Raw genomic sequence first — 22990 nt, forward strand, 5'->3', positions numbered from 1 at the left:
CGGAGCAAGTTGGACAAAAAGGGGAGAAAGCTATGAGTCAACTGCATTTGCTGAATGTTTGTCTGCCGCTTGAAGATCCTGGTTCTCTCTTTGAAATCATCATTAACGATGATCGATATGAAAAAATCACAAAGCAGCCTTCTTATCTTCAGCGCGAAGACTTTAAAACTTTAGAGGCCCTTAACTCATCCTCCGATTCATTCATTGATTGTCAAGGATATGTGTTGCTGCCCGGCTTTGTTGATGCTCATATGCATTTAGATAAAGCCTATTCTCTCAGGAAAGTTCCGAACGCAAGCGGGACGCTTCAAGAAGCAGTAATAAATTACCGGAAGCAATCTCCCCATTTCACGGTGGAAGAAATTGAGTATCGGGCGATGAAAACTGCACTGAATGCACTAAGCCATGGTACAACAGCCATTCGCACACATGTCAATTTTGAATTGCCTTTAGGGGAAGACGTCGTGTTCCGGGCGTTGACAGCTGTTTTAAACGTAAAAGAAAAATTAAAACAATACATTACGATTCAAGTCATTCCAATGTTTTTACTGCCTGACGACGATTCGAAACGAGAGCTGGAATGGATTGAACAAGCGATCAAAATGGGGGCTGATGGAATTGGCGGAGCTCCTCATTTAGCTGAAAACCCTGAGAAGCAAATTGACGGTTTATTTTCATTGGCGGAAAAGTACGACAAACCGATTGATTTGCATGTAGATGAAAGTGATGATCCGAACGTATGCACACTGGATTATATTATCCAAAAAACAATGGAGCGGCAATATCACAATCGCGTTGTAGCCGGCCACCTTTGCTCTTTGGCGCCAATGGAACAAGAAAAAGCTCTTTCTTTAATTAAACGGATGGCGGCGGCACAAATTGGAGCGGTGACGCTGCCGGGTGCCAATATGTACTTGCAAGGTCGATTTGATCAAGGGATTGTCCGCCGCGGCGTCACAAGAATTCATGAAATTTTGCAAAGCGGGGCGACGCTTGCAACTGCTTCCGATAATGTTCATGATCCATTTCATCCATTCGGGAAGGCGGATTTGCTGCAAATCGGTTTGCTAACTGCATATGTTGCCCATTTAGGAAGCGGTGAAGGCCTAAAACAAATTATTCGGATGATTACCGAATATCCGGCCAAATTATTAAATTTAAATAATTACGGTGTAAGATGCGGAGCGAAGGCAAGCTTCGTTCTATTAAAAGCTAGATCAGTAGAAGACATCTTTACGAATCTGCCTGTTGAAAGATATGTGTTCCGAAACGGAAAACTGCTCTATCAATCTAAAAAAGCTGAACATTGGAACGATCGCCAGTTGTTGATGTATCAGCACGAGACGGAAAGCCAATATGTAAAATTTGAAAGGAATTTACAATATGTATGACCTTGTATTAGAAAATATCAGACTGCCCAATCAAGAAAGGCATCATTTTATCGGGATTCAAAACGGGATCATTGCTGAAATTTCCCCTTATCCCCTGCAAGGAAAAGCAGTGATAGACGGCTGTGGAGATTTAGCCATGCCGCCATTTGTCGAAACACATATTCATCTTGATACGGCATTTACTGCCGGAGAGCCGAGCTGGAATCAAAGCGGCTCGATATTAGAAGGAATTTTATTATGGAACGAACGGAAGCAAACTTTGACGATGGAAGATGTCTACGAGCGAGCCAGGAAGGCGCTGAATCAATTGATGAAATTCGGTGTTTTATATGTAAGAGCGATCGCGGATATTTCCGATGAACGCCTCGTTGCTTTAAAAACATTGCTGAAGCTGAAATCAGACTTGCAGGACATCATCCATTTGCAAATCATTGCTTTTCCTCAAAATGGTTTACTCTCTTGTCCGGAAAATCAGGAACGGATGCTTGAAGCAATCAAGCTGGGCGCTGACGGGGTCAGTGCTGTTCCTCACTTGGAAAGAACGAGGGAGGAAGGGATCGAATCCATTCAATTCTGCTTTTCTTTGGCTGAAAAATACGGCCTATTTCTTCATTTCTTTTGTGACGAAATCGATGATCCGCAATCGAGGTTTATTGAAACAGTTGCATCATTGGCGATTTCATCAGGACTGGAAGACAAAGTGACTGCAAGTCATGCGTGTGCAATGGCCTATTATCCGGATAATTATGCTGCCAAATTATTAGATTTGATCGCGAGTTCCAAAATTCATATTGTAGCTTGTCCTCTGATCAACACGGCAATGCAAGGAAGATATGATTCCTATCCTAAAGGGCGAGGGATTACGAGAATAAAAGAGATGCTGCAAAAAAATATCAATGTTTGCATCGCCCATGACGATATCATGACCCCGTTTTATCCGTTAGGTAACGGGAATATATTGCAGGCTGCACATATGGCTGCTCATGCAGGTCATTTAACGGGAATGAAGGAATTGGAGGAATTGATTAACATGATATCGATAAACGGAGCCAAAGCTCTGCAAATTAACGATTACGGAATAAAGGTAGGAAATGAAGCAAATATCATTACGTTCCCGGTTGATCATGCTATAGATTTGATTCGCCTTCAGCCCCATTGCCGCTATGTGATAAAGAAGGGCAGAGTTTTGCTTCACACCAATCCGATGGAAACCGTTTTTTATATGTAATTTAAAAGGCTTTGATTCTGTCCCAATACTGATATAGAAATATTCAAATCGGTTTTTATTTGTAATTTTAAAAGGTTAGGAGCAGAAAGCTTTATGGCAAATATTTTAGTTGTTTTTTATAGTGCTTTCGGACATATAAGACAAATGGCGCAATCAGTTTGCGAAGGAGCAAAGGCGATTGAGAAAACAGATGTACGATGTGTAAAAATTCCCGAATTTACTGATCGTTTAATTCCGGCTATTAGAGAAAATCCGTTGATGATTGATAAAAAAGGAATTTCCGCAACATTTCAAATTGGAAAAAGAAAAGAAAATTATGAGCGTGAAAGCGAAAAGCAGAAAATATTTAAAACAGCGGAAATAGAAGATTTCCACTGGGCAGATGGAGTGATATGGGGATTTCCGACGTATTTTGGATCGATGCCGTCCCAAGTTAAATATTTTTTAGAAACTATCGGCGACCTTTGTGTGGAAGGCGTACTGGAGGGAAAGCCCGCGGGCATCTTTACAAGCGCTGGTTCCATTCATTCCGGGCATGAAGCGGCCATCTTAACATCCATCGTACCGCTTCTCCATTTCGGAATGATCATTATCGGATTACCTTATACTCAAAATCCGGAATATTTAACGGACGCCCCCATTGGCGGAACTCCGTATGGACCAACAGTTTTAGCCGGCCCTGATGGTTCGCGAAAGCCGTCTGATGAAGAATTAAAAATGGCCGGTCGCCTGGGGAGAAACGTGGCGTATATTGCCAACGCATTGTGTATGCAAAGAGAAAGAAACAGTTGATGATTGCGTTTGAACAAAACAATCATTCTCATTACTTTTCTTTCATAAGAGGGGAATTGTTATGGACTATATCCATGAAATTTTAAAGATTGCAACAACTGAGCCAAAAAAAGCTGTGCTTGCCACTATTATTGATGTGGAAGGCTCCGCTTACCGAAAAGAAGGAGCAGCAATGCTGATTCAGGAGGATGGGGAAACAATCGGCGTAATAAGCGGCGGTTGCCTTGAAAATGACCTGCAAGAAAGGGCGAAGCTTTTGCTTGAGGGCGAGTCGCAATGTATCGTATATGACTTGAAAAGCGAAGATGACTTGTCGTGGGGAAAAGGCGCCGGCTGCAACGGCGTCATACGCATCCTGTTGGAGTGCATCGATGACCGTTTGCGAAAGCATTTATCCCGGCTGCATGATTTGCTTCAAAACGGCAAGGACGTTTTCATCCTAAAACAACTCGGCAAAAATTTTTCCGTAAGCAATTATTTATTTTTTACAGAAGACACGGAAACGTTCGGGGAATGGGCTGGTGCGGTGCCGAAACAAATCGATGCCATAGCTGCGCAAGAGAAAAGCGGATTAGTTTGGGTCAATGAACTGTCCTCATATGTATATGTTCAGCGATTTGAGCCTAAACCGAGATTGATTATTTTCGGTGCCGGTTCGGATGCTGTACCACTGTCGCATTTCGCTTCGCGGACCGGTTTTTCGGTTATCGTTAGTGATTGGAGAGAAGCGTTGTGCAATAGATGGCGTTTTCCTGATGCCGATCAGCTTATCATCGCTTTCCCGCGGGAAGCGGCAACGAAAATATATTTTTCCCCCCGCGATTTTGTTGTGTTGCTGACACACCAATTTCAACAGGATCAAGAGCTTTTAAAGCTGTTGTTGCAGCAAAACCTGCGATATATCGGGGTCATCGGTTCAAAAGAACGGACAAAACGCTTGCTGGGAGACCAGGAAATTCCCCCGCACGTTCATTCACCTGTCGGCTTGTCTATTGGGGCAGAAGGCCCTGAAGAAATCGCGATCAGCATTTTAGCAGAATTAATTCAATTGACAAAGCTTCGATCTCCTCAGAAGGTGCGTGCATAATGAAGCCGCAATCACATTTCACAAAAAGCCAGGCGCTAATCGGAATGCCAAAGTCACTTGACCAATAGACGAACCGATGGTTATGTACCGACGCGGTATCTAAACTTGTCAAGCCCCTTTTTAGAGTTCTTTTAAAGTCGGCTTGGAAAAGTCGATAGCAGAGCAAGCGGTGCAATTGCACAAAACAGCCGTTTATTCAACTGGAAATCATCAACGATCTCATTTTTCAATACGAAACTTGATACGCAGCAATAAGTTGTTTGATGAGGATGCTGCCAAGCTGGATCGCTTGCCGAGTACGCCGATTTTGTTATCCCTATTTAAGGAAGCGGACAGGCGATAATGGTGCACAATCGGTCAAATGCGGACGTCCACAAGGCATTTCCGTTTCTAATCGCAATATGGTTGCAAAAGCACGTTATTTTACTATCAAAGGAAGGGGGATGAAGTTGAAAACATTGTCCTCAAAAATATGGATGCCAACAGATTTAAGAGAAGCATGGCGATTGCGGCAGCTATTGCAATTAGAATCACACTTTATAGCCGGCGGAACATTATGGCAAACAAAATGGGAAAAAGGAGCACCGCAGCCATCTCATTTAATCAGCCTTGAGAACATAAAAATTTTAGAAGCGATATATGAAAAAGAAGATGGCGGCCAAAACTTTCTTCACTTGGGGGCGCTTATCCGATTGGCTGACTGCCTCCGCCATCCCATTATAAAAGCGAAATGGCCTTTATTGACCAAAGCTGTCAAGACCATTGCTGCACCAGCCGTGCGCAATCTTGGAACGATCGGCGGAAACGTCGCCTCAACAATTGGTGATGCCATCCCCGCCCTGTTAGTGATGGAAGCGAAAATCGGTTGTTTTGATGGGGACGACATAAAAAAAATCGATTTAGATCATTGGTTGAATGAAGAATTCAAGGATGATCTTATAACGGAAATAGTGGTGCCGGAAATTTCAGCTCCGCCATCATATGTCCATTTTTATCAAAAAATTGGGAGGAGAGAGGCGTTTTCAGGCTCTGTCGTCACCATTGCAGGGATAATCGGCCAAAATGACAACGGAACAATTGACTTTGCGCGGTTGGCAGCAGGCGGAGGCGAGAATCGTCCAAGGCGATTAAGAATAACGGAGCAATTGCTGGCCGGACGCAAGGTTGAGTCCGCTTTACTAAAAAAGGTGCATGAGGCGGTCTTTTCTGAATTTCAACCTGTCGGCGATGCTTTTTTTTCAGCGGATTACCGCAGGCGGGTCGCCGCCAACATAGTCATAGCAGAGCTAAAAAAATTAGAGGAGAAAGATTAATATATTCAAATACGAGCTTTTTCAATTTGGATTATGAAGAAGGGAAGGGATTGAGATTGAAACAAGTGTGCATCAGACCGGACGGAGTAGAAAAAGTAACTGGACATTTAAAGTTTTTAACAGATCTTTCGTTTCCGAATATGCTGTTTGCAAAAATTTTGCGAAGCGAATATCCGCATGCCAATATCGTTTCGATCTCAACGGAAAAAGCGGAGGAATTGCCGGGAGTTCGGGCTGTCATTACAAGCAAGGATGTTTTAGGTTTAAACGGGTTTGGCTTAATCTTTCCTGATCAGCCTGTTTTATGCAAAGATAAAGTTCGTTTTGTCGGCGATGCTGTCGCGGCTGTTGCTGCGGAAACAGAGGAAATCGCCGAAGCGGCGCTTCAGCTGATCGAAGTGGAATATGAGCCGCTGCCGGTTGTTGATGATCCGGAACAGGCTATGCTCCCTTCTTCTCCGCAGCTCCATCCGAACGGGAATATCCTACACCAAGCATCTTATCAAAGCGGCAATGTGGAAGAAGCATTTCAATCATGCGACTGTATTGTAGAGGAAACGTATCAACTTCCAAGGCAAATGCATGCGTACATGGAAACAGAGGGCGGGGTGTTTGTTCCGGAAAAAGACGGCACTTTGACGGTGTATGCCGGCACTCAGCATGGATATAAAGACCGATATCAATTAGCCCGCATTTTAAATATGCCGGAAGAAGACATCCGCGTCGTCTCAAGCCCGCTTGGCGGCTCTTTTGGCGGAAAAGACGAATTAAACATCCAGCCGTACGGAGCCTTATTGGCGCTGAAAACGGGATTTCCTGTAAAAATTCATCAAACGAGAAGGGAATCGGTGCGGTCAGGTATCAAAAGGCATCCGATGAAAATTAAAATGAAAACAGGTGCGAAAAAAAACGGCAAAATCATCGCCCATCAAGTGCGAATTATAGCGGATACCGGCGCATATGCAACGTTAGGCCCCGCAGTATTGGATTTTGCGGTTGAACATGCGATAGGCCCATACATGATCCCGAATATTCAAGTTGAAGGCTATTCGGTTTTTACGAATAACGGTGTTGCCGGTGAATTTAGAGGCTTTGGTGGAAACCAAGTAACCTTCGCATTGGAAGGGCAAATCGATCGCTTGGCGGTCACGCTTGGAATGAGTCCGCTTGAACTCAGACAAAAAAATCTGCGCAAGGCACATGATCCCGGGCCTGTCGGGCAAAAAATCGCCCCAACTGACGGCGCTCAACAAGTTTTAAAACAGATCAGCCAATCGAAACTATTAAACAGCCGCCGAAAACAAGATCATAACGGCTTGATTAAGACAGGCGTCGGGGTGGCAATCACCATGCACGGCGGAGGGCTGGGCTATGGACGTTTAGATCCGGCTGGCGGGAGAATTTCATTGAACGAGGAAGGAAAAATCGAAATTGCTTTTGGGTTTGAAGAATTTGGCCAAGGCTTGCTCGCAGTGATTGAACAAATTGCCATTCAAGCAATAGGCTGCTCCCGAGAGGATTTACACATTGTCATCGGCGATACGGACAAAGTCCCGCGTTCAGGATCATCAACTGCTTCAAGGGGTACGAGCATGGTTTGGCAAGCCATTCAACGGATGAAAGCTCCGTTTCAAAACAGCCTGTTGGAAAGAGCCACACAATGTACGGATGTGCCCGTCAGTCAATTAAAAATAGGCGAAAAAGGTGTTTGGCACCAAGATGAGCTGCTGATTTCATACAAAGAACTGGCAAAACAAACGATAGACAAGCCGCTGATCATTGAAACTCGATTTGACTTTCCTGCAACCCCTTGCTCCATACCAGGCGGACATTTTTTATATTCGTTTGCAGCTTGTGCCGTTAAGGTGGAAGTGGATCTGGCAACTGGATTTGTTCGTGTAAAACAATTAGAGCAAGCCATTGCCGCTGGTCCTGTTATTTTTCCGCAAGGATATTTGGGACAAATTGAAGGCGGATCCGTGATGGCGTTAGGCTATACATTAACGGAAGAAGCGCTGATAGAAAAAGGAACATATGTAACGGAAAACTTTGATACGTATTTAATTCCGACGATAAAAGATGTCCCCCTTTCGATTGACATCACCGCAATCGAGGAACTGTGCGAAGAGGATGATTATGGGCCAAGAGGCGTCGGGGAAATTGGCACGGTTGCTGTTGCCCCTGCCATCGCAATGGCCATTTATGATGCGACTGGCATCTGGGTGAATAGGCTGCCGGTATCAAGGGAAGAAATCGTCAATAAGATGATGGAAACGGAGATGAGCAAATGGCTGACAAGCAAATGAGCGCAAGCATAAAATTACCGTCTGAAGAACGAATGCGCATGTCGATTTTTGTGAATGGCAAAAAGAAAGAGCTTGAGATTCATCCGGCCGCTCGGCTAGTTGACATTTTAAGAGAGCAGCTGCATCTGACTGGCACAAAGATTTCCTGCGGAATTGGCCGCTGCGGCGCCTGCTCTGTCATCATGAACGGCAGGCTAGTGAATGCCTGTTTAGTTAGAGCTTATCAAGCAAATGAAAAAGAAATTGTTACAATTGAAGGACTTGCGGAAAAAGGGCTTCATCCGATTCAGCAGGCGTTTTTGGAAGAGGGAGGTTTCCAATGCGGATATTGCACCCCAGGAATGATTATGGCTGTCAAAGCGATTTTGGATCAATATCCGAATCCAACTAGTCAGCAAATAGTTGACGGTTTATCAGGAAATCTTTGCCGATGCACAGGCTACTCCGGTATTATTAGAGCAGTTCAAAAGCTTGCTGAAAAAGAAACATCTCGCTTAGACAGCAAATGTTAAGAAGGCGGAGCAGTTCGGCGATTTTTTTAACATGATCAGTTGAAAGAAATTAGATTTTAGCGTTTTTCGGCTTGTTTCCTTGTCTGCAGCGTTAAAAATTTATGGCTATCGCCGAATGAAATTCGTCATACATCGAAAATAAGTGACCCATAAACGAATATATGCCTGATGAAAACAGACGGTATTCAATCTGTGATTCGTTGTAAAAAGAACCGTTACGTTTCATCATCAGCGGTGCATGTGGCTGAGAATGTATTAAATCGCAAATTTTTCAGCAAGTAAGCCAAAAGAAAAATGGCTGGCGGATGTCACGGAATTCAAGATAGGAAACGGTAAAAAAGCGTATTTGAGTGCAATTCTAGATCTGTATAGTTATGTATTAGGGCATTCGAACAATCATCAACTTGTGTTTCAAACAGTTGATCACGCTATCGCAAGGGTCAAGTCCAAATGATGTGTAAAACATCACACTCCCTGCCCAGAACCTAGATTCCTGGCAAATCACCGCTTTTTTTTTACACAACATTCAGGGCTTAATCTATCACAAGTTTAAAAGAACATAAACAACTTTTGATTTATAGTACATCTCATGGGCTTGAGAAGCGAATAATCGAAGCAAAGCGAACACATAGTATGTCAAGAGTGGGACGCTGCATGGAAAACGACCCAATGGAATCTTTTTGGGCAACCTGAACGTGTGAAAGGTATGATCTGAAACGATATGAAACGTTTAAAGCGTTACAACAAGCGATTAAGAGTTTTATAATAACAAACGCGATCAAGAAAAATTAAACGGCTTAAGCCCATTAGAATTTAGAGCTCAAGCCGTTTAAAGCAATTTTATGATGTCCACTGTCTGCTTGACAGGGGACAGTTCAACTTTTGGACAATCCCTTTAAGAAAGTTATTTTCTTTTTAATGTCTCATCACCATATTCTGTGATGTTCACACAATTCCGGAAATAAGTTAGCGAGATTGATACTCAATCTAAAGTAGCTCCTTCGTCAGCTTGCAGACCACTAAGTTGGTAGATGGAAGCGGTCAAGTGCTTTCCTTGACGGATTCCATTCTACCAACTAGACGATTTTTTTTGTTTTTTAAATAAAGGGAGCCTCCCAAAAGTCAGTAACGCTGACTTTTGGAAGGCCCCGTTTTTTCATGACGTTGTTGAAGAAAGTATTTGTATCCGATTAACTTCCCCGATACACTTGATACCCCCACGGTGAAATAAGCAATGGAACATGATAATGGGTATTTGCATCAGAAATGCCGAAGCGGACGACGACGTGATTAAGAAACAGCGGTTCCTTCAAGGATAAACCTTTGTTTTTAAAATAATCTCCAATGTAAAACAGAAGTTCATAAGTTCCCGGTGTTAATTGCTGCTCAGTGATGAGCGGTTCGTCAACCCGACCGTTTTCGTTTGTGAATGCGGTTTTGAGCAGCTGTTTTTCCGTTTCGTTTTGATCTGTAACAGAAAACAGCTCGATTTTGACGTTTTGTGCAGGCGTACCGTGAGTTAAATCTAAAATATGTGTTGTTAATCCTTTCATATTCCATCTCCTTATTGACCTTTTTATTTGCCTCGTTTTTCATTTTGGAAGCCCGTTTTGTTACTTTGGAAGCGCTTGTCTGACGGGGCATGGCATTTGAATCACGGCTTTCTTTCACTATTTAACAAGCGTGTAATTTCTTTGGTTATTATTTCTCAGCAGATTCAGTTGTACCGCCATTTATGGCGCTTAAAAAGAATATGGCTTCGTACTGTGCAAAAGATCAAAAATAACGAAAGTCAATTTGTTCTATCAAAATGGAATGTACGTGTCAGCATAGGTTTCTCTCTTCTTTCACTATATCCTTCAGTCGAAAATAGGCAATTTTTTTAATTTCTGCTATTGCTTGCTCTATCTCTGCTTCCGCATTGTTTTTGATTCGCTGTTCAATCGATGCAAATATTTCCTGCTTTGTTTTGCCGCGCACAGCCAAAATAAACGGGAATTGAAATTTTTCCATATACGTTTCGTTTAATTTTAACAATCGATCGAATTCTTCATCTGTCAGTTTTTGCAGCCCCGCTTTTTGTTGTTCTGTTTGCGAAAATCGGGTCATTTTTGTTCTTGCGCCTAAAGCAGGGTGATTGCGAATAAGCGCCAATTTTTCGTGTTCGTCAGCTTGATCCACGATCTCAGCCATTTTGGAAAAAAGCGATTGCACGGAAGAAAACGGGCGGAATTTTTCTGCTTTTTCTGCCACCCATGTTGAATCTTCAAATATCCCGCCTAGCTTCTCAATAAATTCAGCCGCACTGAGTTGGTTAACTTGTTCTATGTCCATTCGGCTTTCTCCTTTCGTTTTTAAAATTTGATCGTTGTCGGTTTTAACTGTTCGGCAGCAGAAGATTTTTTCAGTGAGAAATGGTGAAAAAATAAGTTTAAAAAGATGGCTGTTAGACTGCCTGTTATAATCCCATCACTAAAAAGAATTCGCAGCATAGGCGGCAGCTGTGCAAACAAATCAGGAACAACTGTGGAACCCAATCCGAGGGAAATGGAGCAGGCAATTACTAACAAATTGCTTTGCTGTTGAAAATCAACAGTGCTTAACATTTTAATGCCTGAAGAAACGACCATGCCAAACATGATCACCATTGCTCCCCCTAATACAGATGTTGGGATCATCGTAGCAAAAGCAGCAATTTTCGGAATAAATCCAAGGGTGACAAGTATAAAGCCGGCAACGATCGCAACGCTTCTCGTTTTTATATTTGTCAGCTGCACAAGTCCGACGTTTTGAGCGAACGTGTTGTACGGGAAAGCGTTCAAACAACCGCCGATGATGAAAGCCAATCCTTCGGCACGATATCCGCGCGCAAGATCTTGGTCGCTAAGATCTTTTCCGCAAATTTTGCTTAGGGCTAAAAAAGCGCCAGTCGATTCAATCATGATGACAATGCCCACTAATGTCATTGTTAAGATCGGCACAAGCTCAAAAGTAGGTGTACCGAAATACAAAAATTTCGGAGAATGAATCCATGAAGCTTGCATTACTTCTTTCACATCAACCCCTCCCATAAAAGCCGCGGCGATCGTACCCGCGATAATCCCGATAAGCACAGAGATTGCCCGAAAAAAGCCTGTGAAAAATCGATTCATAAACAAAATCAAAAGAAAAACCCCAAATGAAAGGAGCAAATTTTCCGGATCGCCAAATTTCGGACTTCCTGCACCGCCCGCCATGTTTTTAATCCCGACCGGTATTAAGGACAGTCCTATAAGGGTGACAACTGTACCTGTCACGACCGGCGGGAACAATAATCTTGTTATTTTGCCAAAGAGCGGAGCAAAAAGAATAATGAATATTCCTGCGGCAATGATCGATCCATAGATTGCATTGATGCCGTACTCTTTTCCGATCCCGATCATCGGTGTAACAGCAACAAATGAAGCACCTAATATGGCAGGTAAACCAATGCCGAAATATTTTGTTTTGAACGCCTGCAGCAGGGTGGCGATTCCGCATGTCAATAAATCAATCGCAACTAGATATGACAGCTCCTGCGTCGAAAGGTTTAACGCTCCTCCGACAACAAGAGGAACAACAATGGCGCCTGCATACATCGCCAGTACATGCTGCAAACCAAGTGAAAAAAGATGAATTCCTCCATTTTTATTTGTCAAGTGACCTCTCCTCCTCTTATGTAAAAAAATCTAACATTAGATGTTATTTGTTTTTCATAATAAAAGAACGATGTAGTGAAGTCATTGGTTGAATTACATAATCGTTTTTGCAAAATTTAGTTAATGTATCTAAAGCTTTATAGACAAATTACATTTTCATTTACTAAAGCTCTTGCCTCAATTTTTTTATAATTGAAGCAAATTTTTTATGCGGAATGCCAAGCGGAGGCTAATAGTGGCTTCTGGATCCTTTAAGCTTTTTCCGATGAGCTCCTCGCATTTTTCTAATCGATAGATCACCGTATTGCGATGAACGAAAAGCTTTTTGGCTGTTTCAGAAATTTGACAATGATTTTCCAAAAATAAAAACAACGTTTGCAGCAGAGCCTGTTTTTCAGTGTCTGCCGGGTCTGAAAGGTTTGTCAAAATCTGTTCGTAAAAATCAATCAGCTCTTCTTTTGGAATCATTTTCAATAGCGTATAAATATCTTTTTTCTTATGAATTTGAATGAATTCTTGATTTCCGGAATACTGTTCTTCTTCCAGCACTTCCAACGCTTCTTTATAGCCTTTTTTTACATCTAAAAATTGTTGGCAAAGACTGCCGATGCCGAATGAGACAGTCCGTTGGAACCTGCTTCTAATTTTCGCTTGCAATTCCTTTAAAAACGGCATGATGGAAGAATGAAGCTCCAGCCATGATTTTTGAATCGGGAAGAGCAAAATGCCTACGTTCCCCTTCACAAAAAAATGAACAGGATTTGGGAACGCATCAGTTTCTTTTTCCATAAATTCAAAAATCCGTTCATTTTCTTTATGGAATTGTGTAAACGTTAAAGATTTTTTTCTTTCATCCAATTTTCCTGCTGCACAAAAATACGATTGATCATTGCGAATTTTAAATTCTTTTGCTTTAATGACAATCTCTTCTTTTGATTGAAAGGCGCCATCTGTAAAATTGATAAAAAATTCATTTTGAACTTTTCGTTTATGTTGTTTAAGAGCATTTTTTTTCATCAATTCAAATGAAATGACATTTGTCGCTTGTTCAATCGTCAACACAAGCGAAGGACTGTGAAAAGGAATGGCATCAAAAACAATTAAACATCCGCTGTTGCTTTCATGAGTGTAAATGGGAAAAACGGAAACAGTTCGTTTACTAGAAATAATGGAAAAACAAGTGTAAGAGCTTGGCTGTAAGAAAAAACGAAATCCGTCTGTGTACATTTCCTCGATTTCCGGCAGACTCGATGTAACGGAAGATGAAGAAGCAATCATTTGAAAGTGCTGATCCAACAGTAAAATTGGACAGCCGATCAAGTTTGCCAAATTTTCCAGTAATGAGACGAGCCCTTTTCCTCTTAAAATATGGTTTGTAAATTGCTGATGGATTTCAATCGCATTGAGCAATTCGTTTGTCCGTTTGTCCAATATATAGCTTAATGTCTGGTTCACAACCTCTCCTAACGTAACCTCGATCGGCAATTCAATAATTGGGAAATTTTTTTCATTTGCATACTTCAGGCAAGCCTCCGGAATTTCTTCCAAAAATCGCTTCATTTTAATTGCCAACCCTGCACATTGCTGATCCGCCATATTTTTGATGAGTGCGAGCAGATCATTCGGATTGTCTTTTAAATGAAAGGCAGTTGTTACAAGCAGTTCATTCGGTTTCAGGAAATCGATGATATCCGGTGCATCCATCATATTGACGCTGAAAACTTCTCGATCTTTTCCGTTATGGCCGGCGATGAGCTTGGCATTTTTCATAACGGGAATTTTTAATATTTCGGAAATTTTCATTTTTTCAGCCCCTTTGTCTTCAAATTTTAGTGAACATGCACAAAAGATGGTGAAATTTATATCAAAATTGCCAATGTATATGAAAAAGAATAACGATAAAATAAAGTAAATTCACATTTTATGGAACAAAATGTAACAAGGATATTTGCTTATTTTGAATAGAAAAGAGGGAAGAGATATGACCGTTCATTTACTTGGGCCCATTCAGCTTGAAGAGGAAGTTGAAAGGCTGATCGAATGGCTTGCAACATTCGGTAAAACGGAAAAAGGCGGAGTTACCCGGCTGTTATATAGTGAACAATGGCTGTCAGCGCAGGAAGCGTTGAAGGAGAAAATGGAGGAATGCGGATTAGCTCCATATTTTGATGACGTCGGCAACTTGTTCGGCCGAGCAGAAGGATTATCTCCATCCTCCAAAACAATCTTAACTGGTTCGCATATTGATACGGTTATTGAAGGAGGAAAATATGACGGCGCATACGGCATTATTGCCGGCTTGTTGGCGACTCATTATTTATTAAAGCGTTTTGGAACACCAAAAAAAACGATTGAGGTCGTATCTTTATGTGAAGAGGAAGGCAGTCGGTTTCCACTTACATTTTGGGGGTCAGGCTCTGTAACGGGGAGGCGCTCTTTTAAACATATACAAAAAATTGTTGATTCTAAAGGGATTTCGTTTGTGCAAGCAATGAATGAATGCGGTTTTGGACAGGAAAGATTTCGCCAGCCATTTCGAAACGATATTCAATGCTTTATTGAGCTGCACATCGAACAGGGCTCTGTGTTAGAAAAAAAGAAAAAATCGTTGGGCATTGTCAGCGACATTGTTGGACAGCGCCGCTATCAAGTAAAGGTTGTCGGTGAAAGCAACCACGCAGGAACAACCCCGATGCCCTGCCGGAAAGATGCGGTGGCCATTGCCTCTGAACTGATTACCTATTTAATGAAACAAGCCAAACAGGTGTGCGACCAACTAAGAGTGACCGTCGGCAAAATAAAGGTTGAACCTAACGTTCCGAATGTGATTGCAGGTGAAGTCGTTTTTACGATCGATATCCGTCATCACGAGGAAGAACTGCTGGAGAAATTTTGTGCAACATTTTCACGTCATTTTAAAAATGTGAGCGCACAATACAATGTCGATATTTTGATAAATGAATGGCTGAACGTCAAGCCGGTCAAAATGGATCAACAATTGCTGAGGCTGTCAAAAGAAATTGCAGAAGAGCAAAATCTGTCTCATGAAATCTTGGTTAGCGGGGCGGGACATGATTCGCAAATGTTTGGAACCTATTGTCCGACTGCGCTTTTTTTTGTCCCGAGTCATAACGGAATCAGCCACTCGCCGAAGGAATATACCGCAGCTGCTCATTTAGAAAGCGGCGTTAAGTTTTTAATCCATTATTTATATAGATTGGCATATTAAAAGAAAGGATTGTGGACGAAATGAAATTTCTGCCTCTACAGACACCTAATAGAACGATCATGACACCGGGGCCTGTTGAAGTCGATCCGAGAGTTTTACAAGCGATGAGTACGCCGATTTTAGGCCAATTTGATCCTGCATTTACTTCGATCATGAATGAAGTAATGGAAATGCTTCGCTATTTATTTCGTACGGACAACAAATGGGCGTTCCCTATCGATGGAACCTCCAGATCGGGCATTGAAGCGATGCTGGCGAGCATTATCGAACAGGGCGACAAAGTGCTGATCCCAATATATGGCCGGTTCGGCTATTTATTAACCGAAATATGCGAACGCTACGGGGCTGATGTCACTACAATTGAGCGTGAATGGGGAACGGTGTTTGACCCGGAGGATGTAATTAGAGAAATAAAGAAGGTTCAGCCGAAAATAGTCGCGATCGTCCATGGGGAAACCTCAACGGGGTGCATGCAGCCGCTTGAGGAGATCGGGAAAGCTTGCCGGGAGATGGATGTAATTCTTGTAGTCGATGCGGTTGCGACAATTGGAGGAACGGACGTGAATGTCGACGAATGGCAGCTTGACGGCGTGATCGGCGGGACGCAAAAATGCTTATCGGTTCCATCAGGGATGGCTCCCATCACATATAATGACAGAATTGAAAAAATCGTTTTGTCGCGTAAAAAGGTAGAAAGAGGAATTCGGACGGAATTGGATCAGCAAATGGCCACAGGTCAAACAATTATTAGCAACTATTTTGATTTAAGCCAGCTTCAAGATTATTGGAGCCCGCGGCGATTAAATCATCATACGGAAGCTACATCAATGCTTTACGCATTGCGTGAAGGCTTGAGGCTTATTATGGAGGAAGGATTGGATAATCGATTTGCACGCCACCGCCTCCATGAACGGGCATTAATGGCCGGGCTGGAAGCAATGGGACTCACATTGTTCGGCGATAAACGCTTTAAACTGCCGACCGTCACATGCGTCAACATACCGGAGGGCGTCGATGGAGAATCCGTGCGCCGCATGCTGCTGGATGAATTCGGGATTGAAATTGCCAGCTCGTTTGGCCCGCTCCACGGAAAAATCTGGAGGATCGGTACAATGGGCTACAGCTGCCGCAAAGAAAATATTCTCAAGCTGCTGACAGCATTGGAGGCAGTTCTCATCTATCACGGTGTTCGCATAAACAGAGGTGAAGGAGCACAAGCAGCGCTGAATATGTATGGGAAACAAAAAAGTAAAGTATCATCTTAGATATTTATGATACTTTTTAACATGTTGATCGAACAATTGTTACCAAAAACAGTTGTTCGATTTTTTTAATTTTTGATATTTTACACAAAATCTTTTTTAATTTTTATTTATTTTGACAGTGGATAAATCAAAGAATTACGTATAATATACCAATATAGTTTCATTTTGCGTTAATAAAAGTTACATAAAGGGATGAGAAATATGACATTGATAGTTGAAAATGTAAAAAAGTTTTATAATGATCATCTTGTTTTAAAAGGGATAAACCTTACTGTTCAACCGCATGAATTTATTTGTGTATTGGGAAGCAGTGGCGGCGGAAAATCAACTCTATTAAATTTGATTGCGGGATTTATTAAACCAGATGAAGGAGTGATTAAGGTAAACGGATCTTTTGTAACAAAACCTTCCAAGGAAAGAGGAGTCGTTTTTCAAGATCATGCACTATACCCTTGGTTCACTGTTTTAGAAAATATCGCTTTTGGACCAATCGTGCAAGGGATGCCAAAAAAGAAAGCATTGGAAAAAGCATTACGTTATATAGAATTAATTGGTTTATCAGACTATGCAAACCATTATCCTGAACAACTTTCAGGAGGTATGAAACAACGCGTCGGCATTGCAAGAGCTTTAGCCGGAGAACCTGAAATTTTGTTAATGGACGAGCCTTTTGGAGCGTTAGATATGTTTACCCGTGAAAATATGAGAACTGAACTAATTCGTATATGGAAAGAAGTAAAGCCTACTATTATATTTATTACCCATGATTTAGCTGAAGCTGTCTATCTTGCAGATAGAGTGATTGTCATGAAAAATGGAATGATTGCTACAGAATTAGAGATTCATTTACCCCGTCCTCGAAATTATCGTGATCCTGAATTTAGTATTTTGATGGAGAATTTAGAAGAGCATTTTGTCAGCTAGTTAGGAGGAAGCTTATGAAAAATATGGCGGCCAGACAAGAAGCAGTTTCTGTCTATACGAAAAAAGTGGGCAAGGTTAGAAATAAAAAATATTTACATGCTATTCCAATAATTGCTTTTTTTGTTTTATGGGAAGTCATTACAAGATTAAATATAAATTTTTCCATAGTAAATCCCGTTTTTTTTCCACCGCCTTCACTTATATTTCTAAATGGTGTAGAACTATTTCATTCAGGATTAATTATAGACAGTATTGTGTCGAGTACGATCCGAATAGTAATTGGCTTTGCAATCGGAGTTCTTCTCGGGGTGATTGCCGCATTATTGATAGGAAGGGTAGAGAAGATTGAATTTTGGTTTATGCCTGTCTTTAACATGATCGGTCCTATTCCAGCTTTAGCGTTGCTGCCTTTATTTATTATTTGGTTCGGAATTGGCGAAATTCCAAAAATTATATTAATTGCTTGGACAACATTTTTTCCAGTTATGACGAATACAATTGATGGAATTAAAAGTGTTCATTCTTCTTATATTCGTTCTGCATTAAGCTTAGGCGCAAATGATAGACAAATATTTAAGAAAATTATTATTCCGTCAACATTACCAAATATTTTTACTGGATGTCAAATAAGTTTAGGATTGGCTTTTTCAGCATTAGTGGTTTCAGAAATGATGGGTGCAAAAAGTGGTTTAGGGTATATTATTGTGGACGCTCGAAACTATATGAAAATTTTAAATATGTATGTAGCTATTATTTTAATAGGTATTGAATATAGTCTTTTTTCCTTGTTATTAAAAGTGATTGAGAAAAAACTATTGAAATGGAGAACAGGCGGATTTGAAAATGCTGTAGAAAAATAATAAGGGAGGAATTATAAATGAGAAAAATTTTTCTTTTTTGCCTAGTTTTTTTGACAATGTTTGCAATCGTTGCGTGCGGTTCAAACAGTTCGACAACAACTAGTGAAAATAGTAATAAAGCGAGTGATGAACTAGAAGTGAAGGATATAACATTAGTAGGGGTAAGAGATGCGCAAATTTCTTCACAACAAATCATTGCAGATAAGTTAGGATTTTTTAAGGAAGAAGGGCTAAACGTAACAAACCAATTAATTGAAAGCGGACCAGATATTGGACCTATGATTGCTGGTGGAAGTGCTCCGGTTAGTTTACAAACAAATTTTATGGATATTATTTTAGCTTCCTCAGGCGTTAAGGTGAAAATCGTAGCTCCGCTTGCACAAATTGCAGGAACACAAGCGGTTGTAGCGGGCAAGCATGCTGAAATTAATTCTCCAAAAGATTTGGAAGGAAAATCAATAGGTATTCCTAGTGGTGCTGATGTAATGATTGCAATTCAAAATATGGCCAACGATTATAATGTTGACATAAAAAAGATAAATTTTGTGAACCTAGCTCCTAGCGATGCTTTAACTGCTCTTGAAAAAGGTGATATTGATGCAATGGCTGCTTGGGAACCGTTTATAACGAAGGCTATCAACAGCGGAGGAAAACTACTATTTAGCGGTACGGTTGACAATTTTGATGAAAAAGAAAAATCTGTTGATTGGATGAGTGTTCATACAACACTGCAAGTAACGGATGATTTCCTAAAAGAAAATCCGAATACGGTAAAAGCAATCATTAGGGCTTTAATAAAAGCTACAGATTACATTAATAAGAATAGAGAAGAAGCAATTAAAATTTTAGCGCCTGAACTTCATTTAGAAGAAAGCGAGTTAAAGGAAATTATGAATAGAAATGTTTATACAATGCAAGTCGACGATTCCTTTATGAACAAAAGCAATGGTTCTGAAGTAGGAGAATATTTATTGAGTGTAGGAAATATCAAAAATATCCCAAATAAGAAAGATTATATTGATTTTTCATTATTAGAAGAAGTTGAACCGGAACTTATGAATAACAAATAACATGAAAAAAGCATGATGGAAAAATTTTTATTTTAAATGGAGTTTGATAAAAATGATCTACGATCTTATAGTCAAAAACGGCAGCGTTGTGTTTCATGACGAAGTGAAAAAAACAAATTTAGCTGTTAAAGACGGCATTGTTGTTGAAATTGGCGATGACATTGACGGGGAAGCCGATGTCGTTTGGGATGCGGAAGGCCAATACGTTTTTCCCGGATTGATTGATGTCCATGTTCATTTCAATGAACCGGGCAGAGAGGATTGGGAAGGCTTTTCAACAGGTTCATCTATGCTTGCAGCGGGCGGCTGTACAACGTTTTTTGATATGCCGCTGAACGGTGTCCCTTCTACAACTGATCTTGAAGCTCTTCGACAAAAAGGAAAAATAGGCGAGGAAAAGTCATTCGTTGACTTTGGATTGTGGGGCGGGCTTGTTCCGGGCAATGAAAATGATTTAGCGCCTCTTGCCGAAAAAGGAGTTGTCGGATTTAAAGCTTTCATGTCTCCGAGCGGCAATAAAGAGTTCGCAGCGGTTGATGATAATACGCTCTTGAATGGAATGAAAACGATCGCCGGCTTGCGTAAAATTTTGGCTCTTCATGCAGAAGACGGTGCAATGGTGCAATTTTTGCAGAGAGAAAAAGAGCGGCAAGAAAAATTCGGTCCGGACGATTATTTACAATCAAGACCGATTGCTGCGGAATGGCTAGCTGTCAGAAAAGCCATTACATTTGCGGAACAGACCGGCTGTTCTTTGCATTTCGTTCATATCAGCAGTGCAGAAGCCGTTGAAGAAATCCAGCAAGCGAAGAAAAGAGGACTTGATGTCACATTGGAAACGTGCCCGCATTATCTTTTGTTTGACCATGAACATACGAAAAAGCTTGGAGCGGTTGCAAAATGCGCTCCCCCATTGCGCGAATTAAGCGACCAAAAAAAATTGGTTGATTTGTTTTTAAAAGATCAGATTGACTTTGTCGCATCCGACCATTCCCCGTCGCCATGGAGCTTGAAAGAAGATGAAACGAATTTTTTCAATGTTTGGGGAGGAATCAGCGGGGGACAATTTACATTGATGGCGATGATCGAACTAGCGGTTCGCTATCGCATTCCTTTTCCGAAGCTGATTCATTGGACATCTGCTAGACCCGCCAAACGATTTGGATTGGACGGGAAAAAAGGGGAAATTGCAAAAGGAAAAGACGCAGATTTTGTGATTATAAGTTTAAAAGACTCCTTCACAGTCGAGAAAAACAGTTTGCTTCAAAAACACAAGCATAGTTTATATGTCAATCATACATTTCCTTGCAAAATCCTTGCGACATTTCAACGGGGGAAATTGGTATTTGACAACGGGCGCATACGGGCTTCCAAGCCTCTTGGCCAATGGCTGAAGTTATGATGGAAAGGGTAAGGGGGCTGTCTAATAAGTCGATTTTCCGGCTTATAAACGCCCCTTTAATGTTTTAGAAACGTTGATATATCAATGTTTATAATGTTTCGTTTTCAATGGATTTTGACTTTCTGGACAGCTTTTTTTTGAACGTTTTCCGTATCCTCCATTTTGCAATCATGTTCCGTGAAAAGTTTTCAAAAAAATTTTTAGCACGTTATCTGCAGCCTTAAAGGACTTGTCGGAAAACCGAAACAGGAAGTTTGGTTAGGCAAATAAAAATGTGAACAGGGGATCTGCGAATATTGAGGTTGGCCCAATAAATAAATGAATAGGTCAGTCTTACGAATTTGTTCAGCTTTTTTGCCGAGTGACAACAGGTTCGAGGTCTCCAAAAAATCGCATAGGTGCCTTCTCCTAAATCGTTACCTTTTCTTTAGAAAATTCAGGAAGAAAGAAGGTGAGGATTGCTGAAATGACTAATATGATTATTGAAAAATAAAAAGCAACATTATAATTCCCGTGGTAACTGTATAGTAAACCCGGCACATAGGCTCCTAGTGCTGATCCAATTTGGTGGCTGAAAGATAGCCAACCAATGATAAAACCAACAGAGTGTTGTTTAAAGTATTGCGTGACCAACAATTGTGTAGGAGCAACAGTGGAAAAATCAACCAATCCAAAAACGATAGCGAAAATAATTAATAGCAGAGGGTTATAGCTATAGAATAGAATAAACAACGATAATGCCCGTATAACATATAGACAGATGAGCATTTTTCGACTACTCCAGCGATCTGCTAACACACCAGAAAATAGTATTCCTACAATATTAAAAGCAGCCAATATAGTTACTGCTGCACTAGTCGCACTTGTTGGAACTCCACACAACTGGGCATAAGGGATAAGATGTGTATCCATTAAACCTGTAGTGGTAAAACCGCAAACGCTAAATGGTAAAATCAAGAACCAAAATTGTTTTTTACGAAAAGCATCCCAAATTGAAAAATCATTGAATTTACTTGGCTGTTCAGTTGTGCTTTCTTCTTGATCCATTCCGCCAATTGGCAACATACCTTTTTCATTAGGATGGTTTCGTAAAATTAACAGGACAATTGGAAACACAACAATCATTAAAAAACATCCCAAGATGATGACCGTTGCTTTCCAATTCAACCATTGAATTAATAATAGAGATCCTGGTACCAACAGCATTTGTCCGGCTCCAAACCCTGCTTCGACAATCCCTAAAGCAAATCCTCGTCTTTCATTAAACCAGTTTGTAACGACTACTGTTGCAGCCACGTTTGACGCTCCGCCAACCCCAAGTGATACAAATATGGCATATAGAATAAACAATTGCCATGGATGATGGACAAAAGCTGTTAATAGAATACTAACTGCCACCAAAAAAGTACTGACAGAAAGGATTATACGAGGCCCAAATTTATCAACTAACCTTCCTATAAATGGTTGGGAAAGTCCATAAACGATAAAGCTTAATGTCGAAATTAGCGATACCGTCCCTCTGTCCATTGAAAATTCCCTTTCCCAAGGTTCAACAAAAGCCCCGAAAGAAAGACGAACACCTTGAACAGCTAAAAGAGATAAAAACGTGACAAATAAAATAACCCAAGCATAGTGAAATCGTAACATCATTTTAGTTTAGTCTCCTAACTTCAAAATTTTAAAGATTCAATATTTTTTCTATTTTACCGAATTGGATGTTTAAGTCAAGCCATTTTTTCCAATATTTTTCTCCGTCAATCGCGACAAAAATCAGTTCATATTCCGAGATGGTGGTTATTTTACAGAAGAAGGTCTCAGTGATTTGAATAAGCCAATTGTCGTCGCCCCCAATCGTGCAAAAATCTCTGTTCAACCGATGCAAATCAAAGGATTGGCAAAGTTTTCCTAAAAATAATCAATCAAGCATTAAAAAT

Annotated in this window: 18 protein-coding genes and 2 pseudogenes; 15 read left to right on the forward strand and 5 right to left on the reverse strand. The window is 40.9% G+C overall.

The features are described 5' to 3' along the window. The first annotated feature begins 32 nt into the window (after positions 1 to 32). The 9 genes and pseudogenes from NSQ71_RS07485 to NSQ71_RS18525 form a co-directional block, all read left to right on the forward strand. A complete protein-coding gene (locus NSQ71_RS07485; RefSeq protein WP_340733541.1) occupies positions 33 to 1391 on the forward strand; it encodes an amidohydrolase family protein in 1359 nt (452 codons plus the stop codon). After that, positions 1384 to 2619: an amidohydrolase family protein gene (locus NSQ71_RS07490; protein WP_066248770.1), complete on the forward strand. Its 1236-nt coding sequence runs from the start codon at positions 1384 to 1386 to the stop codon at positions 2617 to 2619. The genes NSQ71_RS07485 and NSQ71_RS07490 overlap by 8 nt, the downstream gene beginning before the upstream one ends. Before the next feature lie 93 nt (positions 2620 to 2712). Further along, a complete protein-coding gene (gene wrbA / locus NSQ71_RS07495) occupies positions 2713 to 3411 on the forward strand; it encodes an NAD(P)H:quinone oxidoreductase (RefSeq protein ID WP_063386893.1) in 699 nt (232 codons plus the stop codon). Positions 3412 to 3472: 61 nt separating this feature from the next. Next, on the forward strand, positions 3473 to 4498 hold the full coding sequence (locus NSQ71_RS07500) for an XdhC family protein (RefSeq protein WP_340733542.1): 1026 nt from the start codon (positions 3473 to 3475) through the stop codon (positions 4496 to 4498). 443 nt (positions 4499 to 4941) lie between these two features. After that, positions 4942 to 5811 carry an FAD binding domain-containing protein gene (locus NSQ71_RS07505; RefSeq protein WP_094245582.1) on the forward strand — a complete coding sequence of 290 codons (870 nt, stop codon included), beginning with the start codon at positions 4942 to 4944 and terminating at the stop codon, positions 5809 to 5811. Between the two features lie 50 nt (positions 5812 to 5861). Then, complete coding sequence (gene pucD, locus NSQ71_RS07510; protein ID WP_340733543.1) at positions 5862 to 8117, forward strand: xanthine dehydrogenase subunit D; 2256 nt, start codon at positions 5862 to 5864, stop codon at positions 8115 to 8117. After that, positions 8099 to 8629 carry a (2Fe-2S)-binding protein gene (locus NSQ71_RS07515; protein WP_082829479.1) on the forward strand — a complete coding sequence of 177 codons (531 nt, stop codon included), beginning with the start codon at positions 8099 to 8101 and terminating at the stop codon, positions 8627 to 8629. Before pucD ends, NSQ71_RS07515 begins: the two co-directional genes overlap by 19 nt. Before the next feature lie 165 nt (positions 8630 to 8794). Continuing rightward, positions 8795 to 9077 (forward strand): annotated as a pseudogene (locus NSQ71_RS18520) (IS3-like element ISEnfa5 family transposase); the annotation flags it as partial. A 313-nt stretch (positions 9078 to 9390) separates the two neighbouring features. Beyond that, positions 9391 to 9462, forward strand: a pseudogene (locus NSQ71_RS18525) (IS3 family transposase); the annotation flags it as partial. Positions 9463 to 9819: 357 nt separating this feature from the next. On the opposite strand, the gene uraH reads toward NSQ71_RS18525, so the two are convergent. From uraH to NSQ71_RS07535, 4 genes are all read right to left on the reverse strand, one after another. Beyond that, positions 9820 to 10182, reverse strand: a complete 363-nt coding sequence (uraH, locus tag NSQ71_RS07520; protein WP_340733545.1) for a hydroxyisourate hydrolase — start codon at positions 10180 to 10182, stop codon at positions 9820 to 9822. Positions 10183 to 10453: 271 nt separating this feature from the next. Then, a complete protein-coding gene (gene uraD, locus NSQ71_RS07525; RefSeq protein WP_094245586.1) occupies positions 10454 to 10963 on the reverse strand; it encodes a 2-oxo-4-hydroxy-4-carboxy-5-ureidoimidazoline decarboxylase in 510 nt (169 codons plus the stop codon). Between the two features lie 20 nt (positions 10964 to 10983). Next, positions 10984 to 12306: a nucleobase:cation symporter-2 family protein gene (locus NSQ71_RS07530; RefSeq protein ID WP_340733547.1), complete on the reverse strand. Its 1323-nt coding sequence runs from the start codon at positions 12304 to 12306 to the stop codon at positions 10984 to 10986. A 186-nt stretch (positions 12307 to 12492) separates the two neighbouring features. Further along, the gene (locus NSQ71_RS07535) at positions 12493 to 14109 is read right to left on the reverse strand and encodes a PucR family transcriptional regulator (RefSeq protein ID WP_340733548.1); all 1617 of its coding nucleotides are present in this window, start codon (positions 14107 to 14109) and stop codon (positions 12493 to 12495) included. Positions 14110 to 14287: 178 nt separating this feature from the next. On the opposite strand from NSQ71_RS07535, the gene allC reads away from it, so the two are divergent. The 6 genes from allC (at position 14288) to NSQ71_RS07565 (ending at position 21056) form a co-directional block, all read left to right on the forward strand. After that, a complete protein-coding gene (allC, locus tag NSQ71_RS07540) occupies positions 14288 to 15535 on the forward strand; it encodes an allantoate deiminase (RefSeq protein ID WP_340734418.1) in 1248 nt (415 codons plus the stop codon). A 20-nt stretch (positions 15536 to 15555) separates the two neighbouring features. Then, on the forward strand, positions 15556 to 16800 hold the full coding sequence (locus NSQ71_RS07545) for a pyridoxal-phosphate-dependent aminotransferase family protein (protein ID WP_340733550.1): 1245 nt from the start codon (positions 15556 to 15558) through the stop codon (positions 16798 to 16800). A 201-nt stretch (positions 16801 to 17001) separates the two neighbouring features. Continuing rightward, complete coding sequence (locus tag NSQ71_RS07550) at positions 17002 to 17724, forward strand: ABC transporter ATP-binding protein (protein ID WP_066249032.1); 723 nt, start codon at positions 17002 to 17004, stop codon at positions 17722 to 17724. Positions 17725 to 17738: 14 nt separating this feature from the next. Next, positions 17739 to 18584 (forward strand): ABC transporter permease, encoded by an 846-nt coding sequence (locus tag NSQ71_RS07555; RefSeq protein WP_339195139.1) that lies wholly within the window; start codon positions 17739 to 17741, stop codon positions 18582 to 18584. A gap of 17 nt (positions 18585 to 18601) precedes the next feature. Next, positions 18602 to 19654, forward strand: coding sequence for an ABC transporter substrate-binding protein (locus NSQ71_RS07560; protein ID WP_066249026.1), 1053 nt, complete (start codon positions 18602 to 18604; stop codon positions 19652 to 19654). Between the two features lie 52 nt (positions 19655 to 19706). Then, positions 19707 to 21056 (forward strand): allantoinase, encoded by a 1350-nt coding sequence (locus NSQ71_RS07565; RefSeq protein WP_339199674.1) that lies wholly within the window; start codon positions 19707 to 19709, stop codon positions 21054 to 21056. A 408-nt stretch (positions 21057 to 21464) separates the two neighbouring features. On the opposite strand, the gene NSQ71_RS07570 is transcribed toward NSQ71_RS07565, so the two are convergent. Continuing rightward, complete coding sequence (locus tag NSQ71_RS07570) at positions 21465 to 22706, reverse strand: MFS transporter (RefSeq protein WP_066249019.1); 1242 nt, start codon at positions 22704 to 22706, stop codon at positions 21465 to 21467. Between the last annotated feature and the right edge of the window lie 284 nt (positions 22707 to 22990).

It is taken from the genome of Aeribacillus sp. FSL M8-0235 (assembly GCF_038000355.1).
Taxonomy (GTDB): Bacteria; Bacillota; Bacilli; order Bacillales; family Aeribacillaceae; genus Aeribacillus; species Aeribacillus composti.

Bases quoted from the DNA above. Each gene is read 5' to 3' on its own strand.
- NSQ71_RS07485 (WP_340733541.1), top strand. From the start codon at position 33: ATGAGTCAACTGCATTTGCTGAATGTTTGTCTGCCGCTTGAAGATCCT.
- NSQ71_RS07515 (WP_082829479.1), top strand. From the start codon at position 8,099: ATGGCTGACAAGCAAATGAGCGCAAGCATAAAATTACCGTCTGAAGAA.
- NSQ71_RS07505 (WP_094245582.1), top strand. From the start codon at position 4,942: ATGAAGTTGAAAACATTGTCCTCAAAAATATGGATGCCAACAGATTTA.
- NSQ71_RS07500 (WP_340733542.1), top strand. From the start codon at position 3,473: ATGGACTATATCCATGAAATTTTAAAGATTGCAACAACTGAGCCAAAA.
- NSQ71_RS07565 (WP_339199674.1), top strand. From the start codon at position 19,707: ATGATCTACGATCTTATAGTCAAAAACGGCAGCGTTGTGTTTCATGAC.
- wrbA (WP_063386893.1), top strand. From the start codon at position 2,713: ATGGCAAATATTTTAGTTGTTTTTTATAGTGCTTTCGGACATATAAGA.
- NSQ71_RS07535 (WP_340733548.1), bottom strand. From the start codon at position 14,109: ATGAAAATTTCCGAAATATTAAAAATTCCCGTTATGAAAAATGCCAAG.
- NSQ71_RS07560 (WP_066249026.1), top strand. From the start codon at position 18,602: ATGAGAAAAATTTTTCTTTTTTGCCTAGTTTTTTTGACAATGTTTGCA.
- NSQ71_RS07490 (WP_066248770.1), top strand. From the start codon at position 1,384: ATGTATGACCTTGTATTAGAAAATATCAGACTGCCCAATCAAGAAAGG.
- uraD (WP_094245586.1), bottom strand. From the start codon at position 10,963: ATGGACATAGAACAAGTTAACCAACTCAGTGCGGCTGAATTTATTGAG.
- NSQ71_RS07570 (WP_066249019.1), bottom strand. From the start codon at position 22,706: ATGATGTTACGATTTCACTATGCTTGGGTTATTTTATTTGTCACGTTT.
- allC (WP_340734418.1), top strand. From the start codon at position 14,288: ATGACCGTTCATTTACTTGGGCCCATTCAGCTTGAAGAGGAAGTTGAA.
- uraH (WP_340733545.1), bottom strand. From the start codon at position 10,182: ATGAAAGGATTAACAACACATATTTTAGATTTAACTCACGGTACGCCT.
- NSQ71_RS07550 (WP_066249032.1), top strand. From the start codon at position 17,002: ATGACATTGATAGTTGAAAATGTAAAAAAGTTTTATAATGATCATCTT.
- NSQ71_RS07545 (WP_340733550.1), top strand. From the start codon at position 15,556: ATGAAATTTCTGCCTCTACAGACACCTAATAGAACGATCATGACACCG.
- NSQ71_RS07555 (WP_339195139.1), top strand. From the start codon at position 17,739: ATGAAAAATATGGCGGCCAGACAAGAAGCAGTTTCTGTCTATACGAAA.